Here is a 25219-nt window from a genome sequence, read left to right as displayed (position 1 = left end):
ATTAAAGCGCAGGACCGTTACCCACGCGGTCCTAGGAGGGAACAGGGATGTTGAGTAAAGAAGAAATAGAAAAATTATTAATATATTTTGACGGATATGGGAGTCCGTTTGACGAAACGATTAAACAACTGGTCGAGGAAAACGAAAGACTTCGTAAAGAATTACGGTTCTATGCGGATGAAAACAATTACAAGGAAAACGTACTCGATCAGTGGCGACCTGTGGTTCCGATAAATGAAGACGGCGGAGAAAGAGCCAGAAAAGCATTGGAGGGGAAGTAAATGGATAGGTGTTGGGAGTGTTTGGAATGGCGGGCGCAATGTCCTTGCTGTGAAGCATCGTTTTGTCCGTCATGCGGTGATCAAGAAGGTGAACAAGAGGAGGAAGCGGAATGATCAACGTATGGTGGCTGTTGCCCGCATCAATATTGGCGGGGATCTTCGGGGCCATGATGATGGCCGTGTTTATTGTTGGGGCAGGACGATTGTAAGGAGGAATCAGAATGAAGACTGGTCATGAATTAGATGTGTTAGTTGCTAGGAAGGTTATGGGGTTGAAGGATGTGTGGCATCCATTCTTTCCATCAACAGAAATTGCCGACGCTTGGAAAGTGGTAGAGAAACTAAGAGAGAATTACGAAGTCGACATGTTTGATATGCAAGATCATTGGCATGTGGACGTAAGTGACAAAGATTGGATGAGTGGTGGTTGGTCCGGATCATCCGAAAATGAATCATTACCGCTTGCGATATGTCTCGCTGCGCTAGAGGCTGTGGGGGTGGAAGTGGAATGAAAAAGTTACACATGCACCTATACGAATGCGCGAAATGTTCATGCGTCTTCGGCGTAAAAGATTGCGATGAAATGGATCAGGATGCGATTGTTTGCCCGCATTGTCAGTATGAGGAGTATCTGAGGGACGAGTCGTATGGGTTTTTCACGGCAACGGTGTAGGAAGAGAAAGGAGGTAGGATTCCTGTTGTTTTGGATTGTAGTTATATCGATAGTTGTTATCGGGTTGATTGGCTGTTTGGTAATCAATGCAAGATCTGCAGATTACGACTTATTTACTCCACTCATAGCGGTAACCTTCGGGCTTTTATTTATAGGTGTTGCAATAGGATTAGTTTTAGGAAAGTTTGTTTTTTAGAGTTTTGATCGACTCGTTGGAGCTAACGACATGGTAGACGATAACTGCGACACAAATAAAAATGAAAAGGGGTAAAGAGTGTGACATTTTATGCGATCGCCTATTTATATCAAGAGGATGTTTGGTACGACTTAGAAAAGAAAGAAGATAGTTTCGACTTGCGTTCAACTTGTTTTTTGCCAACAAAGGAAATGGCACAACAGATTATTGATGATGAATTGAGTATTCAATATGTACCTGTAGAAATTGAGATTGAATCTATCAATAAAGGCGTTTGGTCTTGGAGCAGGGGAGCGGTTTCCCATTGGGATTAACTACACAGTACGTTGATTAAGCGTAGTAAGGGGTGATTATCATGGAAGATGTAACGAGAGGACGCGGGTTCTTTGATGATGAAATTGCTCTAATGCACAAAGGGGATACGGTGTATATAGTCTACCCTAACCAAAAAGACGAAGAAGGAAATGCAAAGGTTGTTATGATACCAAAATCACTGTTTGTAGAATTCGGTATGAAATTTATGTAGTGTTACAGTTCAACCAAATGGGGGCGGGATTATGAGCAAAGTAAATATCGAAAGCTCGACGGTTAATGTATTGCTGGAGCTAGGTGGGGAAGTTCATTTGGTGGCCATGCACCCCGATAAATATGAAGCGGTCAGTATCCTCGTTAAAGCGGCCGCGGAAACTATTATAAAGACAGGCAAAACCCAAACTGAATTACTTCATTTTTTGAATTACACCAAGTGAACAAAAAATAGCCAGGATCTCTCCCAGCTAATCTTATCGGCAATATGATTATAGCATATGGGGAGGGGTCCGAGTGAAAGCGAATATTGACTTGAAAGAGAACGCAATATACATCGTGCAAAACGAAAAAATGATAAAAGTAACACCGAAAGAACATGGGAAAGACCTGATCATATGGAAAAATGGCAAGGTTTTGGACATTGACCGCAGCGAGCGCGTGCGGATCGAAGGGCAGGAGGTAATTTGATGAGTTTTGCAACGAAATTAAAGATTGATCGAGATAATAAAATAATAGACTATGCGATTGAATTCGCTGAGAAAATCGAGCCACTTTTAATAGAATCAGCACAAAAAGGTTACTCTGCTCGTTCAATAGATTTGGATAAGCGAGAGGATGCGCACATCCTTAAAAGTCCACTGTTTTTGGAGAATATTGAATTATTATTGGAAGGTTGCAAGGCAACCATCGAAAAAGTCGAATATACGAACTGGCTTTACAACAATAAATACTATAAATACAAGCTTCTAATTACTTGGAAATAGTCCTTACGGAAGAACCGACGGACACTGAATGACGCACAAGCGTTGTTTGGTGTCCTTTTTCTTTTTTTCAGCAAGCAACCGCAATGCAACTAATCTACAATTTAGTACCTATTTTTGCAACCGAGGAGGAGATCGGGATGAATCAAGCATTTAGGGACCAGCTTCAACAGTGGAAAAAAGAGAACATGAAGCCGCCTGTTTCTAAAAAGAAGAAGCGCAGGAAGCCACAGAAACGCCGCAGTGAGCGTTTGTCCACTCGGGATATAGAAGGCCTAATGGGCGTCAACAGACCCACATACGCAAGGGGAAGAGGCGGGGCATATCGTCAAAGGTAAATATGAGGGGGCGGTAAGGTTTGGATAAAAAAGAAATCGAAAATACATTGAAAGATTATCACTGGATGTTGAACTCGATTAAAATCATGCGCAAGTCAATGGAGCAAGCTGGGGATAATCTTACCGCACAATACGGGATCGAAGCAGTAATGCCAAAAGGGAAAGGGCAGACAGGTGATCCAGTCTATCGTGAAGTTATAAGGCGCAGTAAACATCATGAAAGAATAGAGGGGTATGAGAAGAAAGTTGAGCTCATTCAGAGCAACATTCACGTTATCTCCGACGAAAGAGAAATAGAAATACTTCATTGGTTGCTTGAAGGTAAAGGACACGCATGGATATCTCGTCATATGGGATTATCGCACACTCACATAAACAGGATTAGCAAATCGATAGCCAGTAAGATAGCTAAAAATGTTCAATATGTTCAAAACGTTCAGGATGTTCAAAAGGTTCAAAGTTGCAGTTAGTTCAAAAATGTTCAATATGCGAAAAATGTGGTTAGATTTGAGGGGGGAGGTTTGGTGGAGGGTGCGTGTTACCAACAAGCCCATCTTAAAACAACTAGACCTTCCTGTCATATATAGATCTTTATTTAAAACCTTGTTGCTAGGGAATTAGTAGCAGGTAAATATCTCCTTTTGTCGAATTGGTTCGATAGTGGGGGGTGATATTATGTCAGATAAAGTTGAGGTTGTTCAAAATTCACAAAGAAACCTTTTGGATGTTGCAACTGAATTAACATTGTATACAGCAAAAGCGAACTTTATAACCGATCCGGAAGAATTGAAAAAACTATACTCTGAATTTTATGCATTAGCCAAAGCAGTTGGTTCAAAGCATTCGTCTCTTTTAGATGAATTCATACCAGAAGAAATATTAAGTAAGATAAAGAGATAAGCAATTACAGGGCACCCATCGCGGTGCTCTTTCTTTTGTTCAAAATAGAGGCAAGCAATTAGCGGTAGGAGGCGGTGTTATGTAGATGCCTAACTGGGATGAAATTAGAAATGAGTGGGAAACAACCAAGATCACGTTCAGGGCATTGGCTGAGAAGCATGGGGTTAAAGAGGGGACGCTAAAGAGCCGCCGCAGTCGCGAGAAGTGGTCCCGAGCAACCAAGAAAAAGGATGCAACTAAACCTAAGAAGGTTGCAACCATTTCAAAAAAGATGCAACCGAAAAAAGAACAATATGAGCCTGTTGTTGAGTCGGAGGATTTAACCGATAAACAAAGGCTTTTTTGCATTTACTACATTAAATACTTCAATGCGACTAAAGCGTACCAAAAGGCGTATGAGTGTGCATATACAACGGCGATGTCCGAAGGCCATAGGCACCTTAGAAACCCCAAGATTTCCGCGGAGATCGATAGGATGCGCGAGGAGACATTAAGCGAGAAGAAATTAAGTGCTGATGATGTTTTACAAATGTATATCGACATAGCCCGTGCTGATATTACTGACTTTGCTAAATTTGGAAAAAGAGAGGTCCCTGTTATTAGCATGGTGGGTCCTGTGAAAGACGCGGACGGAAATCAACTGATGAAAGAGGTCAACTATGTGGACTTCAAGGAATCAGCAGAGGTCGACGGCACGATCATCACCGAAGTCAGACAAGGTAAAGATGGGATATCCGTTAAGCTTGCTGACAAAATGAAAGCAATGGATATGCTGGCCAAGTATACCGACTTACTCTCTGATAATGACAAAAAGCGGTTGCGGGAAGAGAAGTTACGAATGGATATTGAAAAGACTAAGATTGAGGTTGAGAAACTGACTACTAGTGAAACGTTAACCAATGTTACCTTTGTTGATGATATTAGAGAAGATGATGATGAAACGTAAATTATCAGAGTTTCTTCCGAAAGCCTTTCATTCCGTTTGGAGGGCAGCCATTGATCCTGACATCCTAAACATCGTGTGTAAGGGCGGCAGGGGATCTGGTAAGTCATCCGACATAAGCCATATCATCGTTCAAATGCTCATGAGATATCCAGTAAACGCTGTAGGGATACGGAAGGTAGACAATTCAATCGAGTTATCCATATTCGAGCAGATCAAGTGGGCTATCAGCGAACAAGGAGTCTCTCACCTATTTAGAATTAATAAATCACCTATGCGGGTGACATACATTCCGCGAGGAAATTATATGGTGTTCCGAGGGGCCATGAATCCAGAGAGGATCAAGTCTTTGAAGTCGGCAAATTTCCCTTTTGCTATTGCTTGGATCGAGGAATTAGCGGAGTTCAAAACGGAAGAAGAAGTCACGACCATTACTAACTCTCTCTTACGTGGGGATTTGGGGAACGGTCTTTTTTATAAGTTCTTCTTTAGTTATAACCCGCCTAAACGTAGACAGTCCTGGGTCAACAAGAAGTACGAAAGCTCTTTCCAGCCCGATAATACGTTCGTTCACCATTCGACGTATCAAGATAACCCCTTCATATCTAAACAGTTCATAGAGGAAGCAGAGGCCGCGAAAGTACGTAATCCGAAGCGATATGAATGGGAGTACGAAGGTAGGGCGATTGGTTCGGGTGTTGTTCCGTTCGACAACCTGCAAGTTGGAGCTGGTTGCATTACAGACGAGATGATCGCCGGATTCGATAATATCCGGCAGGGTGTTGACTTTGGGTACGGCCCTGATCCGCTGGCGTTTGTACGTTGGCATTACGATAAGCGGCGTAACGGCATTTATGCGATTGATGAGTTATACGGTCAGAAGATCAGTAGCCGCACATTAGCTAACTGGATGCGATCAAAAGGATATGAAACACGAGAAACTACGGCGGATTCAGCCGAGCCGCGAACGATTGACGAATTGAGGTTAGAACATGGTATCCGCAGGATCACAGGCGCGAAGAAAGGTCCTGACTCTGTACAGTATGGCGAAGAGTGGCTTGGTGACTTAGATTTTATATGCATCGATCCACAACGAACGCCAAATATAGCGAAAGAGTTTGAAAACATCGATTACCAGACGGATCGGGATGGAAACCCTCTTCCACGCTTAGAGGACAAAGAGAATCACGCTATCGATTCCACGAGGTACGCATTCGAAAGAGATATGAAACGAACAGGATCATCATTTAACTAGGAAGGAGGATTTAGATATGTATCCTAATACGGCAACAGAGACAGAAGTGATTAGCAATCGAATCATCGAGGGTGCAGCAACCGCCATGAGTGATAAAGAGGTCATCCTTGCCGAAGTGACCGAGTGGGAAAGCTCGCCGTTACGAGAATTAATGCTCACTGGACAGCGTTACTATGAGAATCAGCATGACATATTAGAACGGAAAAGGATGGTAGTTGGTGAGGGGGGAAGGTTGGAGGAAGCCAAGAATATAGCCAATAACAAGCTGGTGCATGGCTTCGTTAGAAAGCTGGTAGATCAAAAGGTTGGTTATTTATTAAGCCTACCATTTACAATCCAATCAGACGATGACGAGTATATCAAAATCCTAACAAGGGACTACTTCACTAAACGTTTTTATCGTATGTTCCAGAACGTGGGGAAGGAATCAATTAATAAAGGTAAGTCATGGATTCATCCCTATTACAACGAACAAGGCGAATTTAGTATGAAGCGCATCCCGTCCGAAGAGCTAATTCCGCTATGGAGCGACGCGGATCACACGGAATTAGCTGCAATGATTCGCACTTATAAGATCGAAGCCTTTACCGGTAAAGAAAAGGAAGTAATTCACCGCGTGGAGTATTGGGATACAACGGGGGTCTATCGCTACGTTGTGCATGATGGTGAGTTGGTAGCCGATGTGGAGCAAGGGGAGTACTCATCGCACCTAACTGATGGTGCGGAAGGACTGAATTGGCAGCGCGTTCCGTTCGTGTGCTTCAAGTACAACGATGAGGAATTGCCGATCATAAACTTTGTAAAGTCGTTGGTTGATGATTACGATAAGCAAAAATCAGACAATGCCAATAACTTAGAGGATTTACCTACTGGCGGGATTTACGTAGTTAAAAACTACCTTGGTGAAGGTATGGGTGATTTCCGCAAGAATCTTTCTGTGTACCGAGCGCTCAATGTCAATGATGATGGTGGATTAGATTATATATCAACCAACATTGATACCGAGGCCTTTAAAACCCACATGGATATGCAACGCAAGGACCTTTATGAATTGGGTCGGGGTGTGGATACGCAATCGGATCGGTTTGGCAACGACCAATCAGGTGTTGCGTTGCGCTTTCTTTATGCTGATCTAGATATGGACTGCAATATTATCGAAACCGAGTTTCAAGCGTCATTGGAGCAGTTGAAATGGTTTATTGATCTGGATATACAGATCAATACTGGAAAGTACCAAACGGACACAGAGATTGATTTTATCTTTAACCGCGACATCATCATCAATGAATCCGAAGTCATTGAAAATGCCGCTAAGTCTGCGGGTCAGATCAGTGACGAGACAATCGCTGCTAACCATCCTTGGGTGAAAGACGTACAAGAAGAATTAGAACGTATCAAGAATCAATATGGGGGCGAAGAAGACTATAAAGAGACGTTTGGAAAGGAGGGTGATGAAGGTGGCGAAGTATCGTAAGAAACCTGTTGTAGTTGAAGCGTTTAGGTTTTGTGTAGACGAAATGCCGTTATGGTTCATGAATGGTATCTATGATCAGAAGTACTATATCAAATTTGGCGAAACGTATATCAGAACACTTGAAGGAGATATGCGTGTGAATAAAGGCGATTACATCATCAAGGGTATTCAAGGTGAATTCTATCCATGCAAGCCCGATATTTTCAAAGCTACGTATGAAGTTGTGACAGATGATGAGTAAAAAATATTGGGAAGGTCGATCCGCGCAACGTGAGATCGAATCCCAGCTGATAGCGAGCAAGTACATTGCCCGAATGGACAAAGCTTTACGTGAAGCACAGCAGGACATATTGCAGCAGATCGAGGTCTTCTATGCCAAGTATGCAGTCGAAAACCAAGTGCCGATAGAATTGGCGAGGAAGTATCTAACTGCCAAAGAGGTACAGGCCTTTAAAGAAACTGATTTGGAAAGATTTCGGGAACTCTCTTTATCGGATAACCCTAGGTACAAGTTATTGTTAAACGAAATCAGTTACCGCACTCGCATATCGCGACTAGAAGGACTGAACGCACAAATTGAAATGCGCATGATCGAGTTGTATGGCGGATTGAATAGCCTTCAACAGCACACGTACAGCGGATTAACCGAGGTATACCAAAGTACTTACTATCACACGATGTTCGATCTGGCGAAGCAGGGGGTTGTCTCTGGTGCGATCGATGTATTGACGGACAGGACAATGAAAGAGATTCTTTCCTACAATTGGAGTGGATTGGAGTTCTCCGAGAGGATATGGGGCCATCAAGAACAAACATTGGCGGCTATACGTAAGGAGCTTGAAAGAAGCTTCGCCACTGGGCGCTCAATTCAGAGGACCACCAAGGCGATCATGGAGGTAACCGATGTTTCTCGTTCGAGAGCTGAAACATTGATCCGAACGGAGACTAACTTCTTTCACACCAACGCGGCTCAACAAGCTTATGTTGAAGCTGGTATCGATCAATACGAGATATTGGCAACGTTGGACAGGCGCACATCTGCTATTTGTCGCGGGCAAGATGGACAGGTCTACGATGAGAAGGATTATGAGCCTGGGAAAACGGCGCCACCTTTTCATCCGAACTGTAGGACAACGACCATTCCTTACTTTGATGAAGCGGAGTATATGGAGGGTGAGCGTAGGCAGTCAGCTAACGGTTTGATTCAGTCAATGACGTATGAAGAATGGTATGATAAGTATGTCAAATAAGGAGGTTTCGGATGGAAAAGGATAGTCTAGAGAAATTGTTCTCTGATTTGTTGCGAGAATGGGAAAGAGCGGAAGGAGCCTGCATCCATTATAATTCGATTGATGAAAAAAGGGATAGAAAAGAAATCGAAGATCAAAAAGCAGAGTTTGTTGAGAGGTTCAAAAAGTTGACAAGTGAAAAGTAAATTGTAAAAAGCACCCATTAGAAAAAGAGGTGCTTTTTAGCATTCGTTCGTCTTTTTAGCGTTTGCAGACGTTAAAGAACAAAGCAAACCTAACAGGGCGTTGCCTGTAAAACACGAATTAGGAGGAAAACAAAGTGAATAAAGAACAGTTAATTGCGCTTGGTCTAACTGAGGAACAAGCTGATAAAGTTGTAGCTGGTTTTGGTCAAATGATTCCTAAAAGCAGATTGGATGATAAAATCCAAGAAGTTAACGATTTGAAAACTCAAATTGCGGACCGGGACCAGCAGCTTGAAGAATTGAAGAAGGTTGATGCCGAGGGTTTGAAAGCCAAAATCGCAGAGTTGCAGGAAGATAATGAAACAGCTAAGACAGAATATGAAACAAAGTTGAAAGATACTCAGCTATCAGCAGCATTAAAACTAGCGTTAGCTGGCAAGGTGCATGATGCGGATCTGGTTGCTTCGCTGATCGACAAAGAAACAATTGAATTAGGGGAAGACGGCAACGTCGCCAAAGGACTTGATGAGCAGATCAAAACGCTGCAAGAATCGAAGTCCTTTTTGTTTGTCCAAAATGAAGGCGGCGGAACGAAACTCGCGGGATTCACTCCAGCCGATGGTCAAACGAAAACGAAACCAACAGAAAAAAGTGTTGGTGCCAATTTTGCTAAGAGCGCAAATGAATCAAGTAAAACTAATACTGAAAACTCCATTTGGGGTTAACGAAAGGAGCATAAACAAACATGCCATACGTAAAAGATTACGGAAAAGTAGAGCAAATCAACTTTTTAGCCAGTGCTAAGTTTATTAATTTTACCTATCAGGTAAGTGGTGATGGGGTTGTAGCCAATGCAGAGGGGATAAAGGTTGTTCCAGCGGGTACTGTTTATCCTGCAAATGACGAAACGGCGATTGGAATCCTGTTTAACGACGTTGATGTTACACAAGGACCACAGCCCGGCGCAGTCTTGGTTGAGGGGTATGTCTTAGAGGAAAGACTTCCACAAGCACCGACAGAAGAAGCGAAAGAAGCTATGAAAGAAGTTAAATTTCGATAAGGAGACGATATAGATGCCGAACGTTTTAGAATTATTTAACCAAGCAGAGGTATTGAATTATTTACAAAACAGAGAGTATCCAGCGTTGCTTGGAGAGACTTTGTTTCCAGAAGTGAAACGACAAAGTTTAGAGTTTGACCAGATTAAAGGAGCGCGAAAGATTCCTGTTGTAGCGAGTGTTCACGCTTTTAATACAGAAGCTGAAATCGGCAGCCGAGAAGCAAGCAAGAAGGCTTTAGAACTCGCGTTGATTAAGCGTAAATTACAATTGGATGAAAAGGATATTATTGCTCTTGAAAAACCAAGGGATGCAGCAGAGAAACAATACCTTATGCAAGAGGTGTTTAACGACATTGATGTTTTGGTGCAAGGTGTCAAAGCACGCGTGGAAGCCATGCGCATGGAGGTGCTCGCTAAAGGAACGGTGACGCTAAACGAAAACAATCTAAATGCTGTGATTAACTATGGGGTTCCGACGGAAAACAAAGAAGCTTTATCAGGTGATGGCTTATGGACGAACGAGGATTCTGACCCCATCGGCGACTTAGAGCGTTGGGCAGAGTCATTGGATGTTCTACCGACACGCGCCCTTACTTCACGAGCTGTATTAAACGCCTTGCTTCGTCATCCTCGTATTATCGGGGCGTTATACGGAAAGGATTCGATGCGCGTTCCAACACGGGCAGATTTAAACGCATTTATGACACAGCACGAACTGCCAGTCATTGCGACATATGACCGAGTATACAGACGTCAAAAAGCGGATGGGACGTATGAGCGAGTGCGCTATTTCCCGAATAACAGCTTTGTTATGTTTGGCGATGATGTTCTGGGTGAAACGATTTATGGTCCTACCGCCGAAGAAATTCGACTAACGCGAGATCCTTCGATTGAAACCAATATGATAGGTAACGTTCTCGCGATGGTTTATGAGGAGAATTTAGATCCTGTTTCTACTTGGACAAAGGCTGTCGCTACGGCATTACCATCTTTCCCCGCTGCGGATGAAGTTTTCCAAGCGCAGCCAATCGCTTAGGGGGTGTGGAGGATGGTTGAGGTTAAAGTTAAGAATTTCCCTGTCAGGTATCTTGATAATAGATACTTGGCGGGGGATGAGTTTGTTATGAATAAAGAACATGTAAATGATTCACTTGTTGAAATTATCGGTGAAGTTGAAACAGACATTTCTAAAATGACTGTTGCGGAATTAAAAGAGTTCGCGGCAACAAAAGGAATCGACTTAACCGGTGTTGATAAGAAAGATGAGATATTAACGGTTATCCAATCCCATATTGAACCTGATGAGCAAGAACAGTAGGTGGTAAGGTGAAAATCATCGAAATCCTTCAAAGTAAACTTAAAGACGTTTCAGAAGACGAATTGAGTTTGTTGATAGCGGAAGTAGAGCAGGTTGTAAAAAATTACTGCAACATACGTTCAATCCCAGAGGAATTAAATTTCACCGTTGCTAATATGGTTGTCGATCTATACAACAAGCAAAACGAATCTGATGGAGAGAGTGCTCCGTTGGGTTCGGTCATCTCTATCAAAGAGGGGGATGCAACGGTTCAGTTTGGTGCACAACGTAAGGAGCTGTCCCAATTTTCAATGGAGTCGATTCTATATAGCTACAAAGAACAATTGAATATATTCCGAAAGATTAGGTGGTAATATGATTCGCTCGATCATGGAGAAAGCTACTAAAGCTGTTGAGTTTATGTATGACAGGAAAGCAACAATCATCCGTCACATGGAATACGAAAAACCGAGTCGGGCAACGGGGGTTGATTGGGTTCCTGTCCATGAAGATATTCCATGCCGCCTATCCAACCCGAACTTAAACAACACCCTTCAAGGTGATGCCAACGTGATCCAGTATGACACAAAGATGTTTCTCTCTAGCGATTACGAAATATTAGCTGGTGATCGGGTTGTCGTGGATAGCGTCTCTTATGAATCCGCTAAAGAGCCTTTTGTCTATGTCTCCCATCAAGAAGTTTTGCTTTTACGTAAGGGGTACGCTTAATGGGGTTTGAATATAGCGAGGTAGTGAAGTTGAAAGAGAAAATGCTAGAGTTTCGGATTGCAGCAGGTAAAGCGCAAGATAGAGTAGCTAACCGTATCGCTCAATTAGCATTGAGAAAAGTAAAGCTGATGACACCCGTTGATACGGGGAACCTTCGCAACACTTGGAAATCTGACGTGGTTAAAAAGGGCGATACGTACATCATTGTGATTTACAATCAGACGGAGTACGCGAGTTTCGTTGAAAAGGGGCATCGGAAAGTGGTCGCTGGCAAGACGGTCGGTTGGGTCGAAGGGAAGTTCATGCTCAAGCTCACAGAAGAGGAAATGCAGCGTATCGCTCCTAACATGTGGGAGAAAGAGATTGAAAAGGAGATGAGAAGGATCTTTGGTAACTAATCTAAAAACGCTCATCATCCAGCAAATAAGGCAAGTTTACGATGGAATAACCGTATACGATGAACCGATCAGGCAGGGGCTTAGAACTCCTGCTTTTTTGGTGCTCATTATTAGTGATACGCAGGAACGTAAATTATGGCGGTTGTCGCAATGGGACTATCTCATTAGCGTGACCTACTTTCCAGAAGACGAGCACAACGCTTATACAGAGTGCGACATTGTGAGCGAAACATTCAAAGAGAATTTCCGTTACATCGGCAATCAGTTCCATGTGAATCGATTGGAATCCGTAAAGCATGACGGAACCCTAGTCATAACGTTTAGCGTGAGGAAGCTTGTTCGCGAAGTGGAAGAAGGAATTAAAATGCAAAGATTGCAGTTTGGGGGTGTGACGAGTGAGTAAAGATGAAACGCCAAAAACAAAGCAAAGAAGATATAGCAAGAGTGCTTTTATCGATGCAGAAGCCAACTCAAAAGAGCGCCTGATCTTACAGGTAGTGTTGGAGGATGGAAAGACCTACACGAAAGCGGAAGTTGACAAAACCGTGAAGGATTGGAAGCGAAAGGAGATTAAATAGATGGCTGGTGGACGATGGGAACATCAAAATAAAGCAAGACCGGGCGCATATCTGAACTTTGAAACCAATGATCTTGTGGCAACAGGGTTAGATTCGGGCGGAGCAGTCGTCATCCCTCTTAAATTAGATTGGGGTGAGTCGGGAAAGTTTATCAAGGTATCGCCTAATACACGATTTACTGAATTGCTCGGCAGGTCTTTAGGTGAGTTAAAGCCAATCCGCGAAGCGTTTAAAGGTAATGGGAATGTCATTGTCTATAACCTAAACGGCGAGGGAGACAAAGCAACCGCAACGAGCGGTACGTTTACAGCGACTGCGGACCATGGCGGCACGGACGGTAATAAAATCACGGTAACAGTCTCTATTGGGTTGGATGATTCAGCAATCGTGCGAACGTTTTACAATGGCGATCGAGTGGATTCACAAATGGTTGCTACAGCCGCAGAGCTAGAACCTAACGCTTTTGTCACGTTCGGTGGTGACTTGCCTACCGAGGACGCAACGCTAACCCTAACGGGCGGCGATACAACGGAAGCGACTAATGATGCGTGGGCTGATCTTGCTGCAGGACTGGATACACAGATTTTCAAATCAATCGCCATTGGAACGGATGACGAGACTGTCAAGACGTTATTTTCTCTTAAGATTAGACAATGGAGAGAGAACGAAGGGAAAAACGTCAATTTAATAACGAATGACTATAACGCCGCAGATTTTGAGGGTGTTGTTTCTGTTTTAAATGGCGTTTACTTAGGTGACGAGTTTATCCCCGCGGATGAAGCGGTTTACTGGTATGGCGCGGCTTATGCAAGCGCAGGAACGCAATCACTCACCTATGCGGAGTATCCAGGGGCAACGGATTGTGAGCGGTTGACGAATGACGAGATCATTAAAGCTTTGAAAGAGGGCCATATCGTCTTTACGTACAACCAAGGTGCGGATGGCATTGACAAGGTCGTTGTTGAACAGGACATTAACACGTTCCGCTCCATCACGCCGAAGAAGAATCAGGACTTTCGTAAAGGTAAGATCGTCCGTCAGATGGATATTGTATCTGACAACGTACAGCACATTTGGTCGCGCTTCTTCATTGGAAAGGTAGATAACAACGAGGATGGACGCAACCTATTTAAAGGCCAAATCATGTCTGTTGTGCTTGATCCACTCGTTCGTCGTGGGGCCATCGAGCCTTACAACCCCGACGAATTGATCTTTGAGCAGGGTGCTGAGAAAGATGCTGTATTGGCAACGATGGGACTAAAATTTGTTGATGCTATGGAGAAATTGTACATGACAGTTGATTGTAAATAGGGGGTGCTGACGAATGTCTAGAAACATGCAAGATGCTGATGGCATCAGCGCAAAAGAAGGAACGGTATATATTACGATTGATGGACAGGTACATGAATACGCGGAGTTAATTAGTTTTGAAGCACGTATTGAATATATTAAGGCTTCCGCTAGTGCGGTAGGCAAGCGAATGAAGGGGTCTAAGATTGTAGGGGCAGAGGGTACAGGTTCAATGTCCTTTTACTATCATAGACCAGAGATGCGCCGTATGGCCTTAGATTATGTCAGAACAGGTCGCTATCCGATCTTTGACGTACAGGCGGTTAACGCTGATATTACATCAAGAGCAGGCAAGCAGACCGCTCTAATCAAAAACGTTGTTCCTGATAGCGCGCTTATAGCGGCGCTTGATGGAGACAGTGAGGACTTTTTGCAAGATTCTACTGATTTCACATTCGATGACTTTGATTTCTTAGATCAATTCAGACCAATTAACGATTAGGAGTGATTTAAAATGGGTAGTTTTGCGGCGTTTATGAAAGGTAATGTTAGACAGGCCGAAAATGTTAAGTTAAAGTTGGAGCGATTTGACGAACTAATTGAATTAAGGCCCATTGGCTCTAAGGAAGATGATGAAATTAAATCGAACTGTTTTGTTAATAAGCTAGGTCGTAAAGGTAAGCAAGAGCGTGTATTCGATCCGATTAAGTATAATCGTGGAATTTCTGTTGCGTCTATCGTATCACCCGACCTAAACAATGAGGAGTTACAAAATTCCTACGGCGTTAGAGGGGCTGATAACCTATTTGCTGAAATGTTTTTAGCGGGTGAAGCCAATCAAATCCTCGAAGAGGTGATGGAGATTAGCGGTATCGGGGACGATATTAACGACGATGTCGAAGAAGCAAAAAACTAATAGAGGGAGGGCCTGATGAGCGGGATCCAGAAGCGGGATATGCTCATTACGCCCTCCAAAAGCTTCGCATAAGGCCACGGGAGTTTTTCGAGATGGATCGGAAAGAAAAAGCTTTTGTAATAGCAAGCATCGGTATACGAGTCAAGAAAGAAGATCGAGAAGCGAGACGAGTTAATAGAAAGAGAAGGTAGCAAGTCATCCTCTTTTAGTTATATATGATAAAATAGGAAAAAATAACTAGGGGGAGTATTGATGAAAAAAACTCTGAAATCAATTAGTTTAGCGGCTGCATTATCCGTTGCTGTGGTTGGATGCGGTAGTGGAGAAGTGGCTAATACACCCGATGAGGGAATCGGCGAGGAAATAAGCAATTCTAACAATAATGATGGAAAAGGAACAAAAGAATCATCTAAAGGAACATTAATTGAATTCGGCGAAAATTTCGATTTGAATAATTGGAAAGTAGTGTTAAATTCATGGGAGTTTAACCAATCTGTCGAAGATGATTTATTTTCTTCTTCTGCCGACGAAGGGGATAAGTATCTAGTTCTTAAGTTTTCCGTAACTAATAATGGAACGGAGGCAGATTCGTTTACGAGCTTGGCGGGGAGTACTAAAGTAAAAGCTATGTATGATGATAAATATGAGTATAACCATTTGATTACTATGATAGACGGGGATCTAAGCAATAAAAATGTTCAACCATTGTCTACAGCTGACGGTTTTGTTGTTATTAAAGTGCCTGAAATAGTCGAGTCATCTTCCGAAAGCATAACCCTTAACCTAAAAAACGGTAAGGATGAAATTCATATTAAATTAAGATAGGAGCAGTTTTTGCTCCAAAAAAGTAAAGTGTTTCATTTTAAAAGAGAACGCCTTAATCGGTTGTTCTCTTTTTATTTTACTCGAAAGTTGGTGAGAAATTGTCAGGAGCACAAACGACCATGTCTCTCCAAGATCGATTAACAGGTCCGATGATGAAGATCATGCGGGCTATGGAAAGTACGATCAAGGTTATGGAGCAAATGGACTCTACCACGCAACAGCTAGACCAGAAAAGCTTAGCTAATGCAAGGAAGAACATAACCAATGCTTCGGCAGATCTTGAACGGCTGCAATCCTCTATGCAAAATACTGGTCGTGCTATAGAGCAAGCCACCCGAAATCAGGATAGGTTTAATAATTCTCTAGGTGATGGGCTATCAACGATAAAGTCGTATGCAACTGGGATATTGGCTGCTGTGGGTGCTTATAAAGCATTCAATGCAGCTAAAAATATGATATCGAATATGCTTTCACGTGGTTTTGAAATGATTGCATTTAGGCAAAGCACGGAAGCTGCATTCACTATATTTTTAGGGAGTGCCGAAAAAGCAAAGAAGTACATGGATGATATGTATGCTTTCGCTTTAAAAACCCCTTTTGCATATCCTGACCTGTTGGAATCTAGTAGAAACATGATCGCTATGGGCGTTGCTGCACAAAACACTTTCCCCATCATGCAGTCTATAGGTGATGCGGTGGCCGGGCTCGGTAAAGGTAAGGATGAAATGATGAGACTAGCTGATATATTCGGTTCCATCCAGTTGGCTGGTAAGGCTACTTTAGGGGAGATTCGTCGCTTCCAAGATGTTGGTGTAGAGGCTATGGGGATGCTTGCTAAACATTTTGATGTGTCCATCGAGGAGATGGAAAAGCGAGTAACCAAAGGAGCTGTTAGTGCTGGCGAAGCAATAGCTGCTGTCGTTGAAGGCATTAATGAGCAGTTCGGTGGTTCAATGGCTGGCGTTAAGGGCACGGTATTAGGCGCATTGGATTCTATGCGGTCGGCAATTCGTAACGCGGGAGAAGCCATGCTGGAAAACTTAACCGAACCAATAACGAAAGGGATTGGCACTGTAACGGAATTGATTAAAAAAATACCTCAACATTTGGGTCCCGCGATAGCGGCGTTTATACCGTTAATCGAAATGTTCAACCATGCGGTAGAATCAAATAAATTGGATCATATTCTTTCTGTTATAGGGATAGGGTTAACCTCTGTAGCATGGATTCTTTCAGGCGTTGGACAAGCAGCCCTATGGGTCGCTGGGATCTTCTCTGATAACTGGTCATGGATTGCACCAATACTATTTATTATAGGATTTGCTTTATCCGCAGTGGCGCTTCGGATGTTGGTTATTAGATCGTACACATTATTAGCAACTGCAGCACAGTGGGCCTACAACACAGCTATGGCCGCAAATCCTGCAACATGGATCATCCTAGCCATCGTTGCAGCTATCGCCCTAGTGATCTACGCAACGATTGCATGGAGCGAAAAAACAGCGATGGTTGTTGGTGCGATTGTGGGATCTTTCTATTGGTTAGGTGCGGCAATTATGAATATCATTATAGGCATTAGCAATTTTATATTATTAGTCCTTGAATTAATCATGAACGGTTGGTTTGGAACGATATTTTTAATACAAATGCTGTGGTTTGGATTATCAGTACTAGTCTTATCTATCCTTGATGGCATTATAAATGGCACGATGGTTGCTGCTGAATTCCTAGTCAATACGTGGAATCGTGGTACATACGCGGTTCAAATGGCTTTTTACAACATGGGACAAGGCACGCTTAATGTCATGAGTGGTGTTGTGTCGGGTACAGAAAGCATGGTAAATAGAGCGTTGGAGTCTATATCCAATCTTATAAACGGAGCCATTAGTGGCGCGAACAAACTTATAGGATGGCTCAACAGTGCCTTTGGACTAAATATTGATTCCGTTGGCGAAGTGGATCTAAGTGTAAATTTCAGCCGAGCGACAAACGCAATAACAGCTATGCAAGCAAAATTATCTGAACCGATTCAAGCCGCGCCTGTTAGTTTCGGGCGGTCGAACATGTCTGGTAGTTATGCCGCGTCAAATATGCCAACCATGCCTGAGTACAAGAAATTAGAAAGACTTGACTACATGAACATGGGGGACGCATTTAACAAGGGATATGATGCTGGTTCCGATTTATCTAAGGGTGTTACAAGAAGTCTAAAGGGCATTTCAAATGCGCTAGAGGGTTACGACAGCGGACCTAAAGAGGTATTGGAATTAATGGATGCCGCTCAAAACTTAGATCCAACGGCTAATGAATTAGCTGGCGGTGATAAGGGGAAAAATCCAACGGGCGGTAAGCTGGACAAAATCGGTAAGATAGACGATAAAATAAACATAGCAGATGAGGATTTGAAACTGTTGCTGGAATACGCGGATAGAAAGTCGATTCAAGACGTATCTATCACGTTAACCCCAACAGTTTCTTTTGGTGATCTCACAATTCGGGAAGAAGCGGATATAGATAAGATCGTCGATAAGATCAACAAGAACTTTGAAGATGAAATGGAGCGTAGTGTTGAAGGGGTGGTGGAGGCGTGAGGGGTGTCTTTTTTAGCGTAAACAACGATACGGAAAGGATTCAACTGCCCGTGAATCCGCCTACCATCAATGCGAAGAATCAAGCGGATGGCGAAACATTTAAGATTGCCAAGCTAGGAACGGTAAACGTGCCCAAGGATGTTGAGTTAAAAGAGTTTGATCTAGAGGGATTCTTTCCCGCTCAAGACTATCATTTTCTTGAAACGGAGTTCAAGGATCCATCTTTTTACATTGAGAAGTTTGAAAAGTGGATGGAAGAAAAAACACGGGTTCGATATACCTACGTGAACGGCTCCTTCGCGATCAACGAACTGGTTACAATTGAGAATTTTGAATACGACGAATCCTTCGGAACCGCTGACGTAAACTTCACAATGTCTTTAAAGAAGTATGTCCCTTTTGCTCCGAAGAAGCTAATCATCGAAACGCCGAAACCTGACACCCCGGCGCCAACGACTGCAACCAAGAAGGAAGCGCCCCCACCGCAAAACAAAAAGGTTGTTCCGCAGACATATACACTTATTGCAGGTGATAGCCTGTGGAAGGTGGCTCAAAAGTATACGGGTAACGGGAATAACTACCCTGAGCTACAAAAGTTAAACGGGATTCAAAACAGCCAGATCAGGAAGCTTCCTATCGGCTTAAAATTGAAAATCCCGCCAACGTGGGTGAAATAAATGGAAATTTTGCTTGATAATCGAAAAGGCGAAGTCTTTGATATTCCCGTCAAGGAATTCGAGTGGAAAACGGAGCGGATTGGTAAGGCTAGTGTGTTTGAAGCTGGCTTATTCAATGACAATCCTCTAGAGTTCCCTGTTGAAAGCGGGGCTATCATCCGCGCAATAGACGGGGATAACAAAATCTTTTACGGCTATGTTTTTGAGGATGGGATCAAGAGAAGCGGCGATATGTCCATTAAGGCGTATGACCAACTTCGCTATTTGAAGAATCAGGATACCTACGTGATGCCTTCTTCCACAGCGACAGTTGCTATAAAGAACATCGCAAATAGATTGGGCCTAAAGGTCGGAGTGTTTGAGAATACGGGATATGTCGTCCCAGGCATCGTTGAGGATGATAAAGAGGCGTTCGATGTTGTGGTTAAATTTTTGGATACCACTTTAATCAAGTCAAACAGAAACTTTGTCTTGTTTGATAACTACGGGATGTTGGATCTGCGGAATATTCTTAATCTAGTCATTCCGGCAGACGATTTTTACATAGGGGAAGATAGCCTACTCTATGATTGGGAGTATATCAAATCGATTGATAAGGAGACATACAACCGTATTAAGTTTGTTCGGGACAACAAAGAAAAGGGAAAACGTGAATCCTTTATCGCTCAAGACTCCGCCAACATCGCGAAATGGGGGCTTCTCCAACAGTATCGCATTGTTGACGAGAAGATGACCGATGCTCAAATCAAGGAACTTTTGGAGCGGTCTATCAACGTCCTTAACAAAGAGACCAAAACGCTAGAATTGTCGTGCTTGGGTAATTGGAAAGTGCGTGCTGGTCGAATGGTCTATTTGTATATCGAGAAGCTTGGGATCGAGGAATACATGATGATTGACGAATGTGCCCACAAATGGAACGAGGGCGTCCATACGATGGAATTGAAAGCCAAGGTGATATAACAATGTTAGACAATGTTAAAAGAGCAGCCGTCGCCGCAGTCATGGCTACAAATCCCGTCAATGTGTTATACGGTACAATTGAGAGCACGAAGCCGTTAGAGGTACGCATCCATGAGAAATTAAAGCTAACAGCTGATTTTTTAGATGTTGCCGAGCATTTGACGCGGCATGAACGAATTGTGTCTATCCATCATGAGGAAATGGCTACACGAAACCTTGGTGATAGAACAGATCACGACATGTTGGATAGCGATGATGGCGAACCACCATATACAAAATATCAGCACGATTACGTCAAATTAATAATGCAAGATGGATTAAAAACAGGTGATAAAGTGGTGTTGCTCCGAGTGCAAGGAGGACACCGCTTTTTAGTTTTAGATCGATATAAGAGAGGTGAGGAGGTTTGGTCCTACCCACAGGAAACATAACGGTAACGGAAGATTTTGAGGTTGTGAGCGAGGCTGAATTACCTACTCGAACGTATAAGTTGGACTTTGAGCGGGGGCGATGCGTTGGTTTTATTGATCGAAGGAAAGCGATGGAACAAGCGATATATAAAGTGTTGAATACCCATCGGTTTGCCCATCTAATTTATTCAGATGATTATGGCTTTCAGAACATGATCGGGCACGAGCGCCTTTTTGTTCAAGGGGAACTGCCAAGACGAATTAAGGAAGCATTGCTGCAAGACGAAAGAATCACCTCAATCGAGAACTTTAGGCTTGAATTTGAGAAAGACGAAGCCTATGTAAGCCTAACCGCAATCACAATCTATGGTGACGTTGAAGTGTTGAGGGAGGGGATTCCATTTGTTCAGTCATAAGACATTTGATTCTATCCTAAAAGAAATGCTGGATCGGGTTCCTGAGAACGTTGATAAAAGGGAAGGTTCAATTATTTATGACTCGCTGGCCCCGACCGCAATGGAACTTGCTGAAGCTTATGCCAATATGGATCTTCTACTGCGAAGGGTTTTTGCAGATACGGCAGATGGTGAGGATCTTGATCGTCGAGTGGCAGAGCGTGGTGTTTACCGCAAAGAAGCTACTTTCTCTATTCGAAAAGTCTTGATCACAAATGCAGACGGTGATCCGCATCATAACGTTCCTGCAGGCAGTAGGTTCTTTTTAGGTGATATATCCTATGAAATCATTGAAATGATGGAGCCTGGAAGTTATCAGGCTAGATCGGGTACAGCTGGATCTGTTGGAAATCATGATTTTGGAGATTTGCTACCAACAGAATCCATCCAAAACTTAGGGAGAGCCGAACTGAAAGAAGTCTTAATACCAGGCGAGGATGGAGAAACGGATGATTCGTTGCGTCAACGGTACTTTGAGAATGTGCGCCTTCCTGCTACGAGCGGAAACAAGGCTCATTATGAAATGTGGGCGAAAGAGATTCCAGGCGTTGGGGATGCAAAAGCTTTCCCTCTATGGGATGGCCCGGGCACTGTGAAGGTTGTGATCGTCAATACTGAAAAGAAGCCTGCTGATCCTGTCTTGGTTTCAGCCACATTTGATCATATTGAAAATGTACGTCCAGTTACCGCGGAAGTCACGGTTATTTCCGCAAGAGAAAAGCTGATTAATATAAGCTCAAAAATTAGGATGGTAGAGGGTTTTACCCTGCAGGACATTCGCGAGAAATTTATGAACCTAATGGATGAGCACCTTAAAGAGATTGCTTTTAAAGATTTATACGTTAGCTTCGGTAAAGTTGGATCCATCTTATTAAGTACACCGGGCGTTTTGGACTATTCAGATTTATACATTAATAATGCGGCGGCTAATGTATCGTTGCATGAAGAAGATGTGCCGATTTTAGGAGCTATTGCAATGGAGGTGTAGCTATTGACATATCCTCAATCTATCGATCATTTTGTTGATAAATTAAACAAGAAGCAAGATGGGGTATATGTAATTGAAGAAGAGCTGCAGTTGGTTGGTGGGATTTACGAAGGGTATTTAGAGCATGACAATGCTAGAAATGAAAGCGTCCAGTTTTATACGGGACCGAAGTTAACAGGCTCGAAAGTAGACAGTTATTTTATATCGACACCATCAGAAACTCCTTGGAAACGGCATGTAAAAGTCTTCTCGGACGCGGACGTCGTTTATGTGACATATGAAACTATCGGTGATCAGGTGGAAGCGGAAGACATTAACCGTTTGCAAGATAGTATGACCGCCACGCAAGAGGAAGTAGATCGGTATAAGTCGGAAAATGATCGGACTGTTGATGAAATAGATATACGACTAACCGACGTCGAGGATACTAAGGCTGAAAAAACGTATGTAGATACGGAATTGAATAAGAAGTACGACAAAGATCAGGTATACACGAAAGAAGAAGTGTTGCAAAAGATAGAGGACATCATCGACGCTGCTCCCGAAGCGCTGGACACACTCGGCAAGATAGCTAGAGCGTTAGATGAGGACCCAGACTTTGCCGCGACTGTGACTAATTCCTTGGCTGAAAAAGTTGATAAGGTTGTTGGCAAAGGATTAAGTACCGAGGACTTTACGACAGCCGAAAAGGGCAAGCTCGCGGGAGTGGAGGCAGGGGCGAACAAGTACACACATCCATCTACACATCCAGCGGACATGATAACAGAAACCCCGAACAAAAGATTCTCTAGCGATGTTGAAAAGGCGTCATGGAACGCAAAAGAAACACCGTTAGGTGCCCAAAGTAAGGCAGATAAAGCAGAGCAAAACGCTATTGAATGGGCGAAGGGTTTTGGTTTAGGTGCATCGGATATTCGAGGTATAGACTGGAACGATGATAGCCTCGCTACTGGATTTTATAATGGAATAGATAATGCCCCAGGAGGTCTGCCAGGTAATGGTACTATTTATGGGGTTCATATAAATAGGAATAATAATGCATATGCATTTCAAATGGTGGGTAGAGCCAGCAGATTCTTCTTTCGTACAAGGGAAAATAGAGTCTGGGGAAGTTGGATTGAGCTTGAAACAACCAATGGCGCCCAAACTAAGGCAAATGCGGCTGAAACCAATGCCAAATCATACGCAGATAGCATTAAGCCAACGAAAGTAAGCCAGCTAACAAATGATGAAAATTACGTGACGCAATCCGAGCTTGGCAACGCGGGTTATGGCGACATGACGAAAGCTGTCTATGACAAAAACAATAACGGAAAAGTAGATGCAGCTGAAACCGCGGATAGCGTTCCCTGGGCAGGGGTAACGGGCAGGCCGAGTACGTTTCCTCCATCTAGCCATCCGCACATAATTGGAAATATTACGGGATTGCAAGACGCACTGGATTCTAAAGAAACGCCAGCGGGGGCACAGGCAAAGATTGACGCTATTGAAATAGGTGGACGTAATTTATTGAAAAACACTAGTGATGAATTTAAAACTTATGATCGTACTCATGGGTGGGGGGATTGGGATTCAGATCGCTCACATCTTGATATGCCAGTACAACCAGGAGAAACTTATACGGTTAAGGTGTGTTTAAAATCTAATTCTATAAACTCCAAAAATGTATATATTATGGCGCGTCTAACTGAATCAAGAGGTTCATCAACCCCTAGAAATGATTTTTATGGAAATCCGATAACACCAAATAGCGAAGGATATTCAGAATTGACTTTTACTGTTCCTGCAAATAGATATTATTTAACAATTAACACGATACGATTCAACTCTAATGAATATGAAAGAAATATTGTTCACTTTAAAGAGCTGAAACTTGAAAAAGGCCACAAAGCAACCGATTGGACTCCCGCACCTGAGGACATGATGCCTGCTGGCCCCATCACTTGGAATCAGCTAAAGGGGGTGTAACCGATGTACGGAACAGGTCAGTACGGAACATTTTTATACAGCGGACAACCTAGCGCTACCTCCGATGATATTCAAGGTTATCGCCCTGATTTGATGTCGTACCTGCCGCGATTTTATAAAGACATACTTGAGATTAGAGCTATACAAGAGGTTAACGAGGATGAGCTAGAACAAATCTACTCGTCCATTGACGATATATTGAATCAGCTTTACATCGAAACTGCCACTTGGGGCCTTGATATATGGGAGCGTGAGTTTGGGATTCATACGGACCGTTCAAAGACATTTGTGCGACGGCGTGAAATCATAAGGGCTAAAATGCGCGGTGCTGGAACAACAACAAAAGAAATGATTAAGAACGTTGCCCAAGCATTCTCAGGCGGGGAAGTCGAGGTTCACGAATATCCTAGGGAATATCGCTTCGAAATCCAATTTATCGGCGTGAGGGGGATCCCGCCTAACATGAGTGGCTTAATTGACGCCATCGACAATATCAAGCCTGCTCACCTCGCGTACAGCTTTAAGTATACGTACACATGGTGGGATAAAATATCGGAACTTACGTGGGGCGATGCGCGGACGATGACATGGAATGATTTACGAGTTTATGAGTAAGGGGGATGAAATGTGTTAAAAACATCTAACTTAAATTTGAACAAGCCCGAAGGAACGGACACGGTAGATATCAATGATTTAAACCAAAACGCCGATATTATTGACAGTAAGTTCGCGGGATCAGCGGGCCATAAGCACACGGGAGCGGCAGGAGATGGGGCGCCTATACCTTTAGCTGGAATTGATTCAGCGGCAAAGACAACAGCGGGAGGCGCGCAAGCGAATCGATTGGCTGTGACTAATTCGAGTGGTCGCGTAGGGGATGCGGAAAAGGTAGGCGGGCAGGCTCTTTCTAATTTAGACAGTCGTTTCGCCGCGGCTTCGCACTCACATAGCTGGGGTCAAATTACAGGAAAGCCTAGTAGTTTTACGCCGAGCAGTCACGGCCATACGCTCGCAGAAATTACGGGTTTACAAGCCGCCCTTGAATCCAAAGAGACGCCAGCAGGAGCACAGGCCAAGGTCGACGCATACGCAGCAAGACGAGACAATCCGAATAATGTTACTAAAGAACAAGTGGGATTGGGCAACCTGATAGACTATGGGGTTGCGACTCAATCGGAAGCACAGGCGGGCAGCTCTAATGCTAAATATATGACCCCGCTTAGGACGAAGCAGGCGATTGATAAGTTTGCTCCTGTTAAAAGTGTAGCTGGTAGGACTGGCGATGTGACACTT

Annotated in this window: 39 protein-coding genes and 1 pseudogene; all 40 read left to right on the top strand. The window is 43.3% G+C overall.

Annotated elements, in window-relative coordinates; all coding sequences use genetic code 11:
* Positions 1-47 precede the first annotated feature (47 nt).
* Positions 48-281 carry a hypothetical protein gene (locus BEP19_RS11375; protein WP_120190041.1) on the top strand — a complete coding sequence of 78 codons (234 nt, stop codon included), beginning with the start codon at positions 48-50 and terminating at the stop codon, positions 279-281.
* A 221-nt stretch (positions 282-502) separates the two neighbouring features.
* Positions 503-793 carry a BC1872 family protein gene (locus tag BEP19_RS11370; RefSeq protein WP_120190040.1) on the top strand — a complete coding sequence of 97 codons (291 nt, stop codon included), beginning with the start codon at positions 503-505 and terminating at the stop codon, positions 791-793.
* Positions 790-954, top strand: coding sequence for a hypothetical protein (locus BEP19_RS17705; RefSeq protein ID WP_170145358.1), 165 nt, complete (start codon positions 790-792; stop codon positions 952-954). Before BEP19_RS11370 ends, BEP19_RS17705 begins: the two co-directional genes overlap by 4 nt.
* Before the next feature lie 25 nt (positions 955-979).
* Entirely contained in the window at positions 980-1150 is a 171-nt protein-coding gene (locus BEP19_RS17700) for a hypothetical protein (RefSeq protein ID WP_170145357.1), read from the top strand.
* Between the two features lie 80 nt (positions 1151-1230).
* On the top strand, positions 1231-1464 hold the full coding sequence (locus BEP19_RS11365) for a hypothetical protein (RefSeq protein ID WP_120190039.1): 234 nt from the start codon (positions 1231-1233) through the stop codon (positions 1462-1464).
* 41 nt (positions 1465-1505) lie between these two features.
* Positions 1506-1676, top strand: a complete 171-nt coding sequence (locus BEP19_RS17695; protein WP_170145356.1) for a hypothetical protein — start codon at positions 1506-1508, stop codon at positions 1674-1676.
* Between the two features lie 31 nt (positions 1677-1707).
* Positions 1708-1899: a hypothetical protein gene (locus BEP19_RS11360; protein WP_120190038.1), complete on the top strand. Its 192-nt coding sequence runs from the start codon at positions 1708-1710 to the stop codon at positions 1897-1899.
* 73 nt (positions 1900-1972) lie between these two features.
* A complete protein-coding gene (locus tag BEP19_RS11355; protein WP_120190037.1) occupies positions 1973-2146 on the top strand; it encodes a DUF3954 domain-containing protein in 174 nt (57 codons plus the stop codon).
* Positions 2146-2442, top strand: a complete 297-nt coding sequence (locus BEP19_RS11350) for a hypothetical protein (RefSeq protein ID WP_120190036.1) — start codon at positions 2146-2148, stop codon at positions 2440-2442. The genes BEP19_RS11355 and BEP19_RS11350 overlap by 1 nt, the downstream gene beginning before the upstream one ends.
* 137 nt (positions 2443-2579) lie before the next feature.
* Entirely contained in the window at positions 2580-2777 is a 198-nt protein-coding gene (locus tag BEP19_RS11345) for a hypothetical protein (RefSeq protein WP_120190035.1), read from the top strand.
* A 20-nt stretch (positions 2778-2797) separates the two neighbouring features.
* Entirely contained in the window at positions 2798-3247 is a 450-nt protein-coding gene (locus tag BEP19_RS11340) for a helix-turn-helix transcriptional regulator (RefSeq protein ID WP_120190034.1), read from the top strand.
* 205 nt (positions 3248-3452) lie between these two features.
* Entirely contained in the window at positions 3453-3677 is a 225-nt protein-coding gene (locus tag BEP19_RS11335; protein ID WP_120190033.1) for a hypothetical protein, read from the top strand.
* A gap of 85 nt (positions 3678-3762) precedes the next feature.
* Complete coding sequence (locus tag BEP19_RS11330) at positions 3763-4623, top strand: terminase small subunit (protein WP_120190032.1); 861 nt, start codon at positions 3763-3765, stop codon at positions 4621-4623.
* Positions 4610-5875: a PBSX family phage terminase large subunit gene (locus BEP19_RS11325; protein WP_211329346.1), complete on the top strand. Its 1266-nt coding sequence runs from the start codon at positions 4610-4612 to the stop codon at positions 5873-5875. The genes BEP19_RS11330 and BEP19_RS11325 overlap by 14 nt, the downstream gene beginning before the upstream one ends.
* A 16-nt stretch (positions 5876-5891) precedes the next feature.
* Positions 5892-7349 carry a phage portal protein gene (locus BEP19_RS11320; protein WP_120190031.1) on the top strand — a complete coding sequence of 486 codons (1458 nt, stop codon included), beginning with the start codon at positions 5892-5894 and terminating at the stop codon, positions 7347-7349.
* 43 nt (positions 7350-7392) lie between these two features.
* Positions 7393-7590, top strand: coding sequence for a hypothetical protein (locus tag BEP19_RS11315; protein ID WP_425452782.1), 198 nt, complete (start codon positions 7393-7395; stop codon positions 7588-7590).
* A 109-nt stretch (positions 7591-7699) separates the two neighbouring features.
* Positions 7700-8599, top strand: a complete 900-nt coding sequence (locus BEP19_RS11310) for a minor capsid protein (RefSeq protein WP_170145355.1) — start codon at positions 7700-7702, stop codon at positions 8597-8599.
* 11 nt (positions 8600-8610) lie between these two features.
* Complete coding sequence (locus tag BEP19_RS17690; protein WP_170145354.1) at positions 8611-8784, top strand: hypothetical protein; 174 nt, start codon at positions 8611-8613, stop codon at positions 8782-8784.
* 134 nt (positions 8785-8918) lie between these two features.
* On the top strand, positions 8919-9509 hold the full coding sequence (locus BEP19_RS11305) for a phage scaffolding protein (protein ID WP_120190028.1): 591 nt from the start codon (positions 8919-8921) through the stop codon (positions 9507-9509).
* Positions 9510-9529: 20 nt separating this feature from the next.
* Positions 9530-9844 carry a hypothetical protein gene (locus BEP19_RS11300; protein ID WP_120190027.1) on the top strand — a complete coding sequence of 105 codons (315 nt, stop codon included), beginning with the start codon at positions 9530-9532 and terminating at the stop codon, positions 9842-9844.
* Positions 9845-9857: 13 nt separating this feature from the next.
* Positions 9858-10880, top strand: coding sequence for a major capsid protein (locus BEP19_RS11295; RefSeq protein WP_120190026.1), 1023 nt, complete (start codon positions 9858-9860; stop codon positions 10878-10880).
* 87 nt (positions 10881-10967) lie between these two features.
* A complete protein-coding gene (locus BEP19_RS11290) occupies positions 10968-11162 on the top strand; it encodes an SAP domain-containing protein (protein WP_147393793.1) in 195 nt (64 codons plus the stop codon).
* Between the two features lie 8 nt (positions 11163-11170).
* Positions 11171-11515 (top strand): head-tail connector protein, encoded by a 345-nt coding sequence (locus BEP19_RS11285; protein WP_120190024.1) that lies wholly within the window; start codon positions 11171-11173, stop codon positions 11513-11515.
* 1 nt (position 11516) lies between these two features.
* A complete protein-coding gene (locus tag BEP19_RS11280) occupies positions 11517-11870 on the top strand; it encodes a hypothetical protein (RefSeq protein WP_120190023.1) in 354 nt (117 codons plus the stop codon).
* Entirely contained in the window at positions 11870-12268 is a 399-nt protein-coding gene (locus BEP19_RS11275; RefSeq protein ID WP_120190022.1) for an HK97 gp10 family phage protein, read from the top strand. The genes BEP19_RS11280 and BEP19_RS11275 overlap by 1 nt, the downstream gene beginning before the upstream one ends.
* Positions 12258-12671, top strand: a complete 414-nt coding sequence (locus tag BEP19_RS11270; RefSeq protein ID WP_120190021.1) for a phage tail terminator family protein — start codon at positions 12258-12260, stop codon at positions 12669-12671. The genes BEP19_RS11275 and BEP19_RS11270 overlap by 11 nt, the downstream gene beginning before the upstream one ends.
* Positions 12664-12846 (top strand): hypothetical protein, encoded by a 183-nt coding sequence (locus tag BEP19_RS11265; protein WP_120190020.1) that lies wholly within the window; start codon positions 12664-12666, stop codon positions 12844-12846. The genes BEP19_RS11270 and BEP19_RS11265 overlap by 8 nt, the downstream gene beginning before the upstream one ends.
* On the top strand, positions 12847-14157 hold the full coding sequence (locus BEP19_RS11260; protein ID WP_120190019.1) for a phage tail sheath C-terminal domain-containing protein: 1311 nt from the start codon (positions 12847-12849) through the stop codon (positions 14155-14157).
* 13 nt (positions 14158-14170) lie between these two features.
* Positions 14171-14638 (top strand): phage tail tube protein, encoded by a 468-nt coding sequence (locus tag BEP19_RS11255; RefSeq protein WP_120190018.1) that lies wholly within the window; start codon positions 14171-14173, stop codon positions 14636-14638.
* A 12-nt stretch (positions 14639-14650) separates the two neighbouring features.
* Complete coding sequence (locus tag BEP19_RS11250) at positions 14651-15052, top strand: phage tail assembly chaperone (RefSeq protein ID WP_120190017.1); 402 nt, start codon at positions 14651-14653, stop codon at positions 15050-15052.
* A 252-nt stretch (positions 15053-15304) separates the two neighbouring features.
* A complete protein-coding gene (locus BEP19_RS11240) occupies positions 15305-15877 on the top strand; it encodes a DUF4352 domain-containing protein (RefSeq protein WP_120190015.1) in 573 nt (190 codons plus the stop codon).
* A 119-nt stretch (positions 15878-15996) separates the two neighbouring features.
* On the top strand, positions 15997-18468 hold the full coding sequence (locus BEP19_RS11235) for a tape measure protein (RefSeq protein WP_120190014.1): 2472 nt from the start codon (positions 15997-15999) through the stop codon (positions 18466-18468).
* Positions 18465-19145, top strand: coding sequence for a LysM peptidoglycan-binding domain-containing protein (locus BEP19_RS11230; RefSeq protein WP_120190013.1), 681 nt, complete (start codon positions 18465-18467; stop codon positions 19143-19145). Before BEP19_RS11235 ends, BEP19_RS11230 begins: the two co-directional genes overlap by 4 nt.
* Positions 19146-20105, top strand: coding sequence for an XkdQ/YqbQ family protein (locus tag BEP19_RS11225; RefSeq protein WP_120190012.1), 960 nt, complete (start codon positions 19146-19148; stop codon positions 20103-20105). It abuts the gene before it with no gap.
* A 2-nt stretch (positions 20106-20107) separates the two neighbouring features.
* Complete coding sequence (locus tag BEP19_RS11220; protein WP_245983523.1) at positions 20108-20536, top strand: DUF2577 domain-containing protein; 429 nt, start codon at positions 20108-20110, stop codon at positions 20534-20536.
* Positions 20512-20931: a DUF2634 domain-containing protein gene (locus BEP19_RS11215; protein ID WP_120190010.1), complete on the top strand. Its 420-nt coding sequence runs from the start codon at positions 20512-20514 to the stop codon at positions 20929-20931. The genes BEP19_RS11220 and BEP19_RS11215 overlap by 25 nt, the downstream gene beginning before the upstream one ends.
* Positions 20918-21958 (top strand): baseplate J/gp47 family protein, encoded by a 1041-nt coding sequence (locus BEP19_RS11210; protein WP_120190009.1) that lies wholly within the window; start codon positions 20918-20920, stop codon positions 21956-21958. The genes BEP19_RS11215 and BEP19_RS11210 overlap by 14 nt, the downstream gene beginning before the upstream one ends.
* Before the next feature lie 3 nt (positions 21959-21961).
* Positions 21962-23926, top strand: coding sequence for a hypothetical protein (locus BEP19_RS17840; RefSeq protein WP_211329345.1), 1965 nt, complete (start codon positions 21962-21964; stop codon positions 23924-23926).
* 3 nt (positions 23927-23929) lie between these two features.
* Positions 23930-24541, top strand: coding sequence for a YmfQ family protein (locus tag BEP19_RS11200; RefSeq protein WP_120190008.1), 612 nt, complete (start codon positions 23930-23932; stop codon positions 24539-24541).
* 12 nt (positions 24542-24553) lie between these two features.
* Positions 24554-25219: pseudogene (locus tag BEP19_RS11195) on the top strand (hypothetical protein); the annotation flags it as partial.

Source organism: Ammoniphilus oxalaticus, assembly GCF_003609605.1.
Lineage (GTDB): Bacteria > Bacillota > Bacilli > Aneurinibacillales > RAOX-1 > Ammoniphilus > Ammoniphilus oxalaticus.
This window is presented reverse-complemented; position numbering and strand designations above follow the sequence as displayed.

Excerpts from the sequence above, each read along its gene's own strand:
- BEP19_RS11375 (WP_120190041.1), top strand. The coding sequence starts at position 48 with ATGTTGAGTAAAGAAGAAATAGAAAAATTATTAATATATTTTGACGGA.
- BEP19_RS11370 (WP_120190040.1), top strand. The coding sequence starts at position 503 with ATGAAGACTGGTCATGAATTAGATGTGTTAGTTGCTAGGAAGGTTATG.
- BEP19_RS17705 (WP_170145358.1), top strand. The coding sequence starts at position 790 with ATGAAAAAGTTACACATGCACCTATACGAATGCGCGAAATGTTCATGC.
- BEP19_RS17695 (WP_170145356.1), top strand. The coding sequence starts at position 1,506 with ATGGAAGATGTAACGAGAGGACGCGGGTTCTTTGATGATGAAATTGCT.
- BEP19_RS11360 (WP_120190038.1), top strand. The coding sequence starts at position 1,708 with ATGAGCAAAGTAAATATCGAAAGCTCGACGGTTAATGTATTGCTGGAG.
- BEP19_RS11350 (WP_120190036.1), top strand. The coding sequence starts at position 2,146 with ATGAGTTTTGCAACGAAATTAAAGATTGATCGAGATAATAAAATAATA.
- BEP19_RS11345 (WP_120190035.1), top strand. The coding sequence starts at position 2,580 with ATGAATCAAGCATTTAGGGACCAGCTTCAACAGTGGAAAAAAGAGAAC.
- BEP19_RS11335 (WP_120190033.1), top strand. The coding sequence starts at position 3,453 with ATGTCAGATAAAGTTGAGGTTGTTCAAAATTCACAAAGAAACCTTTTG.
- BEP19_RS11330 (WP_120190032.1), top strand. The coding sequence starts at position 3,763 with ATGCCTAACTGGGATGAAATTAGAAATGAGTGGGAAACAACCAAGATC.
- BEP19_RS11325 (WP_211329346.1), top strand. The coding sequence starts at position 4,610 with ATGATGAAACGTAAATTATCAGAGTTTCTTCCGAAAGCCTTTCATTCC.
- BEP19_RS11320 (WP_120190031.1), top strand. The coding sequence starts at position 5,892 with ATGTATCCTAATACGGCAACAGAGACAGAAGTGATTAGCAATCGAATC.
- BEP19_RS11315 (WP_425452782.1), top strand. The coding sequence starts at position 7,393 with ATGCCGTTATGGTTCATGAATGGTATCTATGATCAGAAGTACTATATC.
- BEP19_RS17690 (WP_170145354.1), top strand. The coding sequence starts at position 8,611 with ATGGAAAAGGATAGTCTAGAGAAATTGTTCTCTGATTTGTTGCGAGAA.
- BEP19_RS11300 (WP_120190027.1), top strand. The coding sequence starts at position 9,530 with ATGCCATACGTAAAAGATTACGGAAAAGTAGAGCAAATCAACTTTTTA.
- BEP19_RS11295 (WP_120190026.1), top strand. The coding sequence starts at position 9,858 with ATGCCGAACGTTTTAGAATTATTTAACCAAGCAGAGGTATTGAATTAT.
- BEP19_RS11290 (WP_147393793.1), top strand. The coding sequence starts at position 10,968 with ATGAATAAAGAACATGTAAATGATTCACTTGTTGAAATTATCGGTGAA.
- BEP19_RS11280 (WP_120190023.1), top strand. The coding sequence starts at position 11,517 with ATGATTCGCTCGATCATGGAGAAAGCTACTAAAGCTGTTGAGTTTATG.
- BEP19_RS11275 (WP_120190022.1), top strand. The coding sequence starts at position 11,870 with ATGGGGTTTGAATATAGCGAGGTAGTGAAGTTGAAAGAGAAAATGCTA.
- BEP19_RS11260 (WP_120190019.1), top strand. The coding sequence starts at position 12,847 with ATGGCTGGTGGACGATGGGAACATCAAAATAAAGCAAGACCGGGCGCA.
- BEP19_RS11255 (WP_120190018.1), top strand. The coding sequence starts at position 14,171 with ATGTCTAGAAACATGCAAGATGCTGATGGCATCAGCGCAAAAGAAGGA.
- BEP19_RS11250 (WP_120190017.1), top strand. The coding sequence starts at position 14,651 with ATGGGTAGTTTTGCGGCGTTTATGAAAGGTAATGTTAGACAGGCCGAA.
- BEP19_RS11240 (WP_120190015.1), top strand. The coding sequence starts at position 15,305 with ATGAAAAAAACTCTGAAATCAATTAGTTTAGCGGCTGCATTATCCGTT.
- BEP19_RS11235 (WP_120190014.1), top strand. The coding sequence starts at position 15,997 with ATGTCTCTCCAAGATCGATTAACAGGTCCGATGATGAAGATCATGCGG.
- BEP19_RS11225 (WP_120190012.1), top strand. The coding sequence starts at position 19,146 with ATGGAAATTTTGCTTGATAATCGAAAAGGCGAAGTCTTTGATATTCCC.
- BEP19_RS11220 (WP_245983523.1), top strand. The coding sequence starts at position 20,108 with ATGTTAGACAATGTTAAAAGAGCAGCCGTCGCCGCAGTCATGGCTACA.
- BEP19_RS11200 (WP_120190008.1), top strand. The coding sequence starts at position 23,930 with ATGTACGGAACAGGTCAGTACGGAACATTTTTATACAGCGGACAACCT.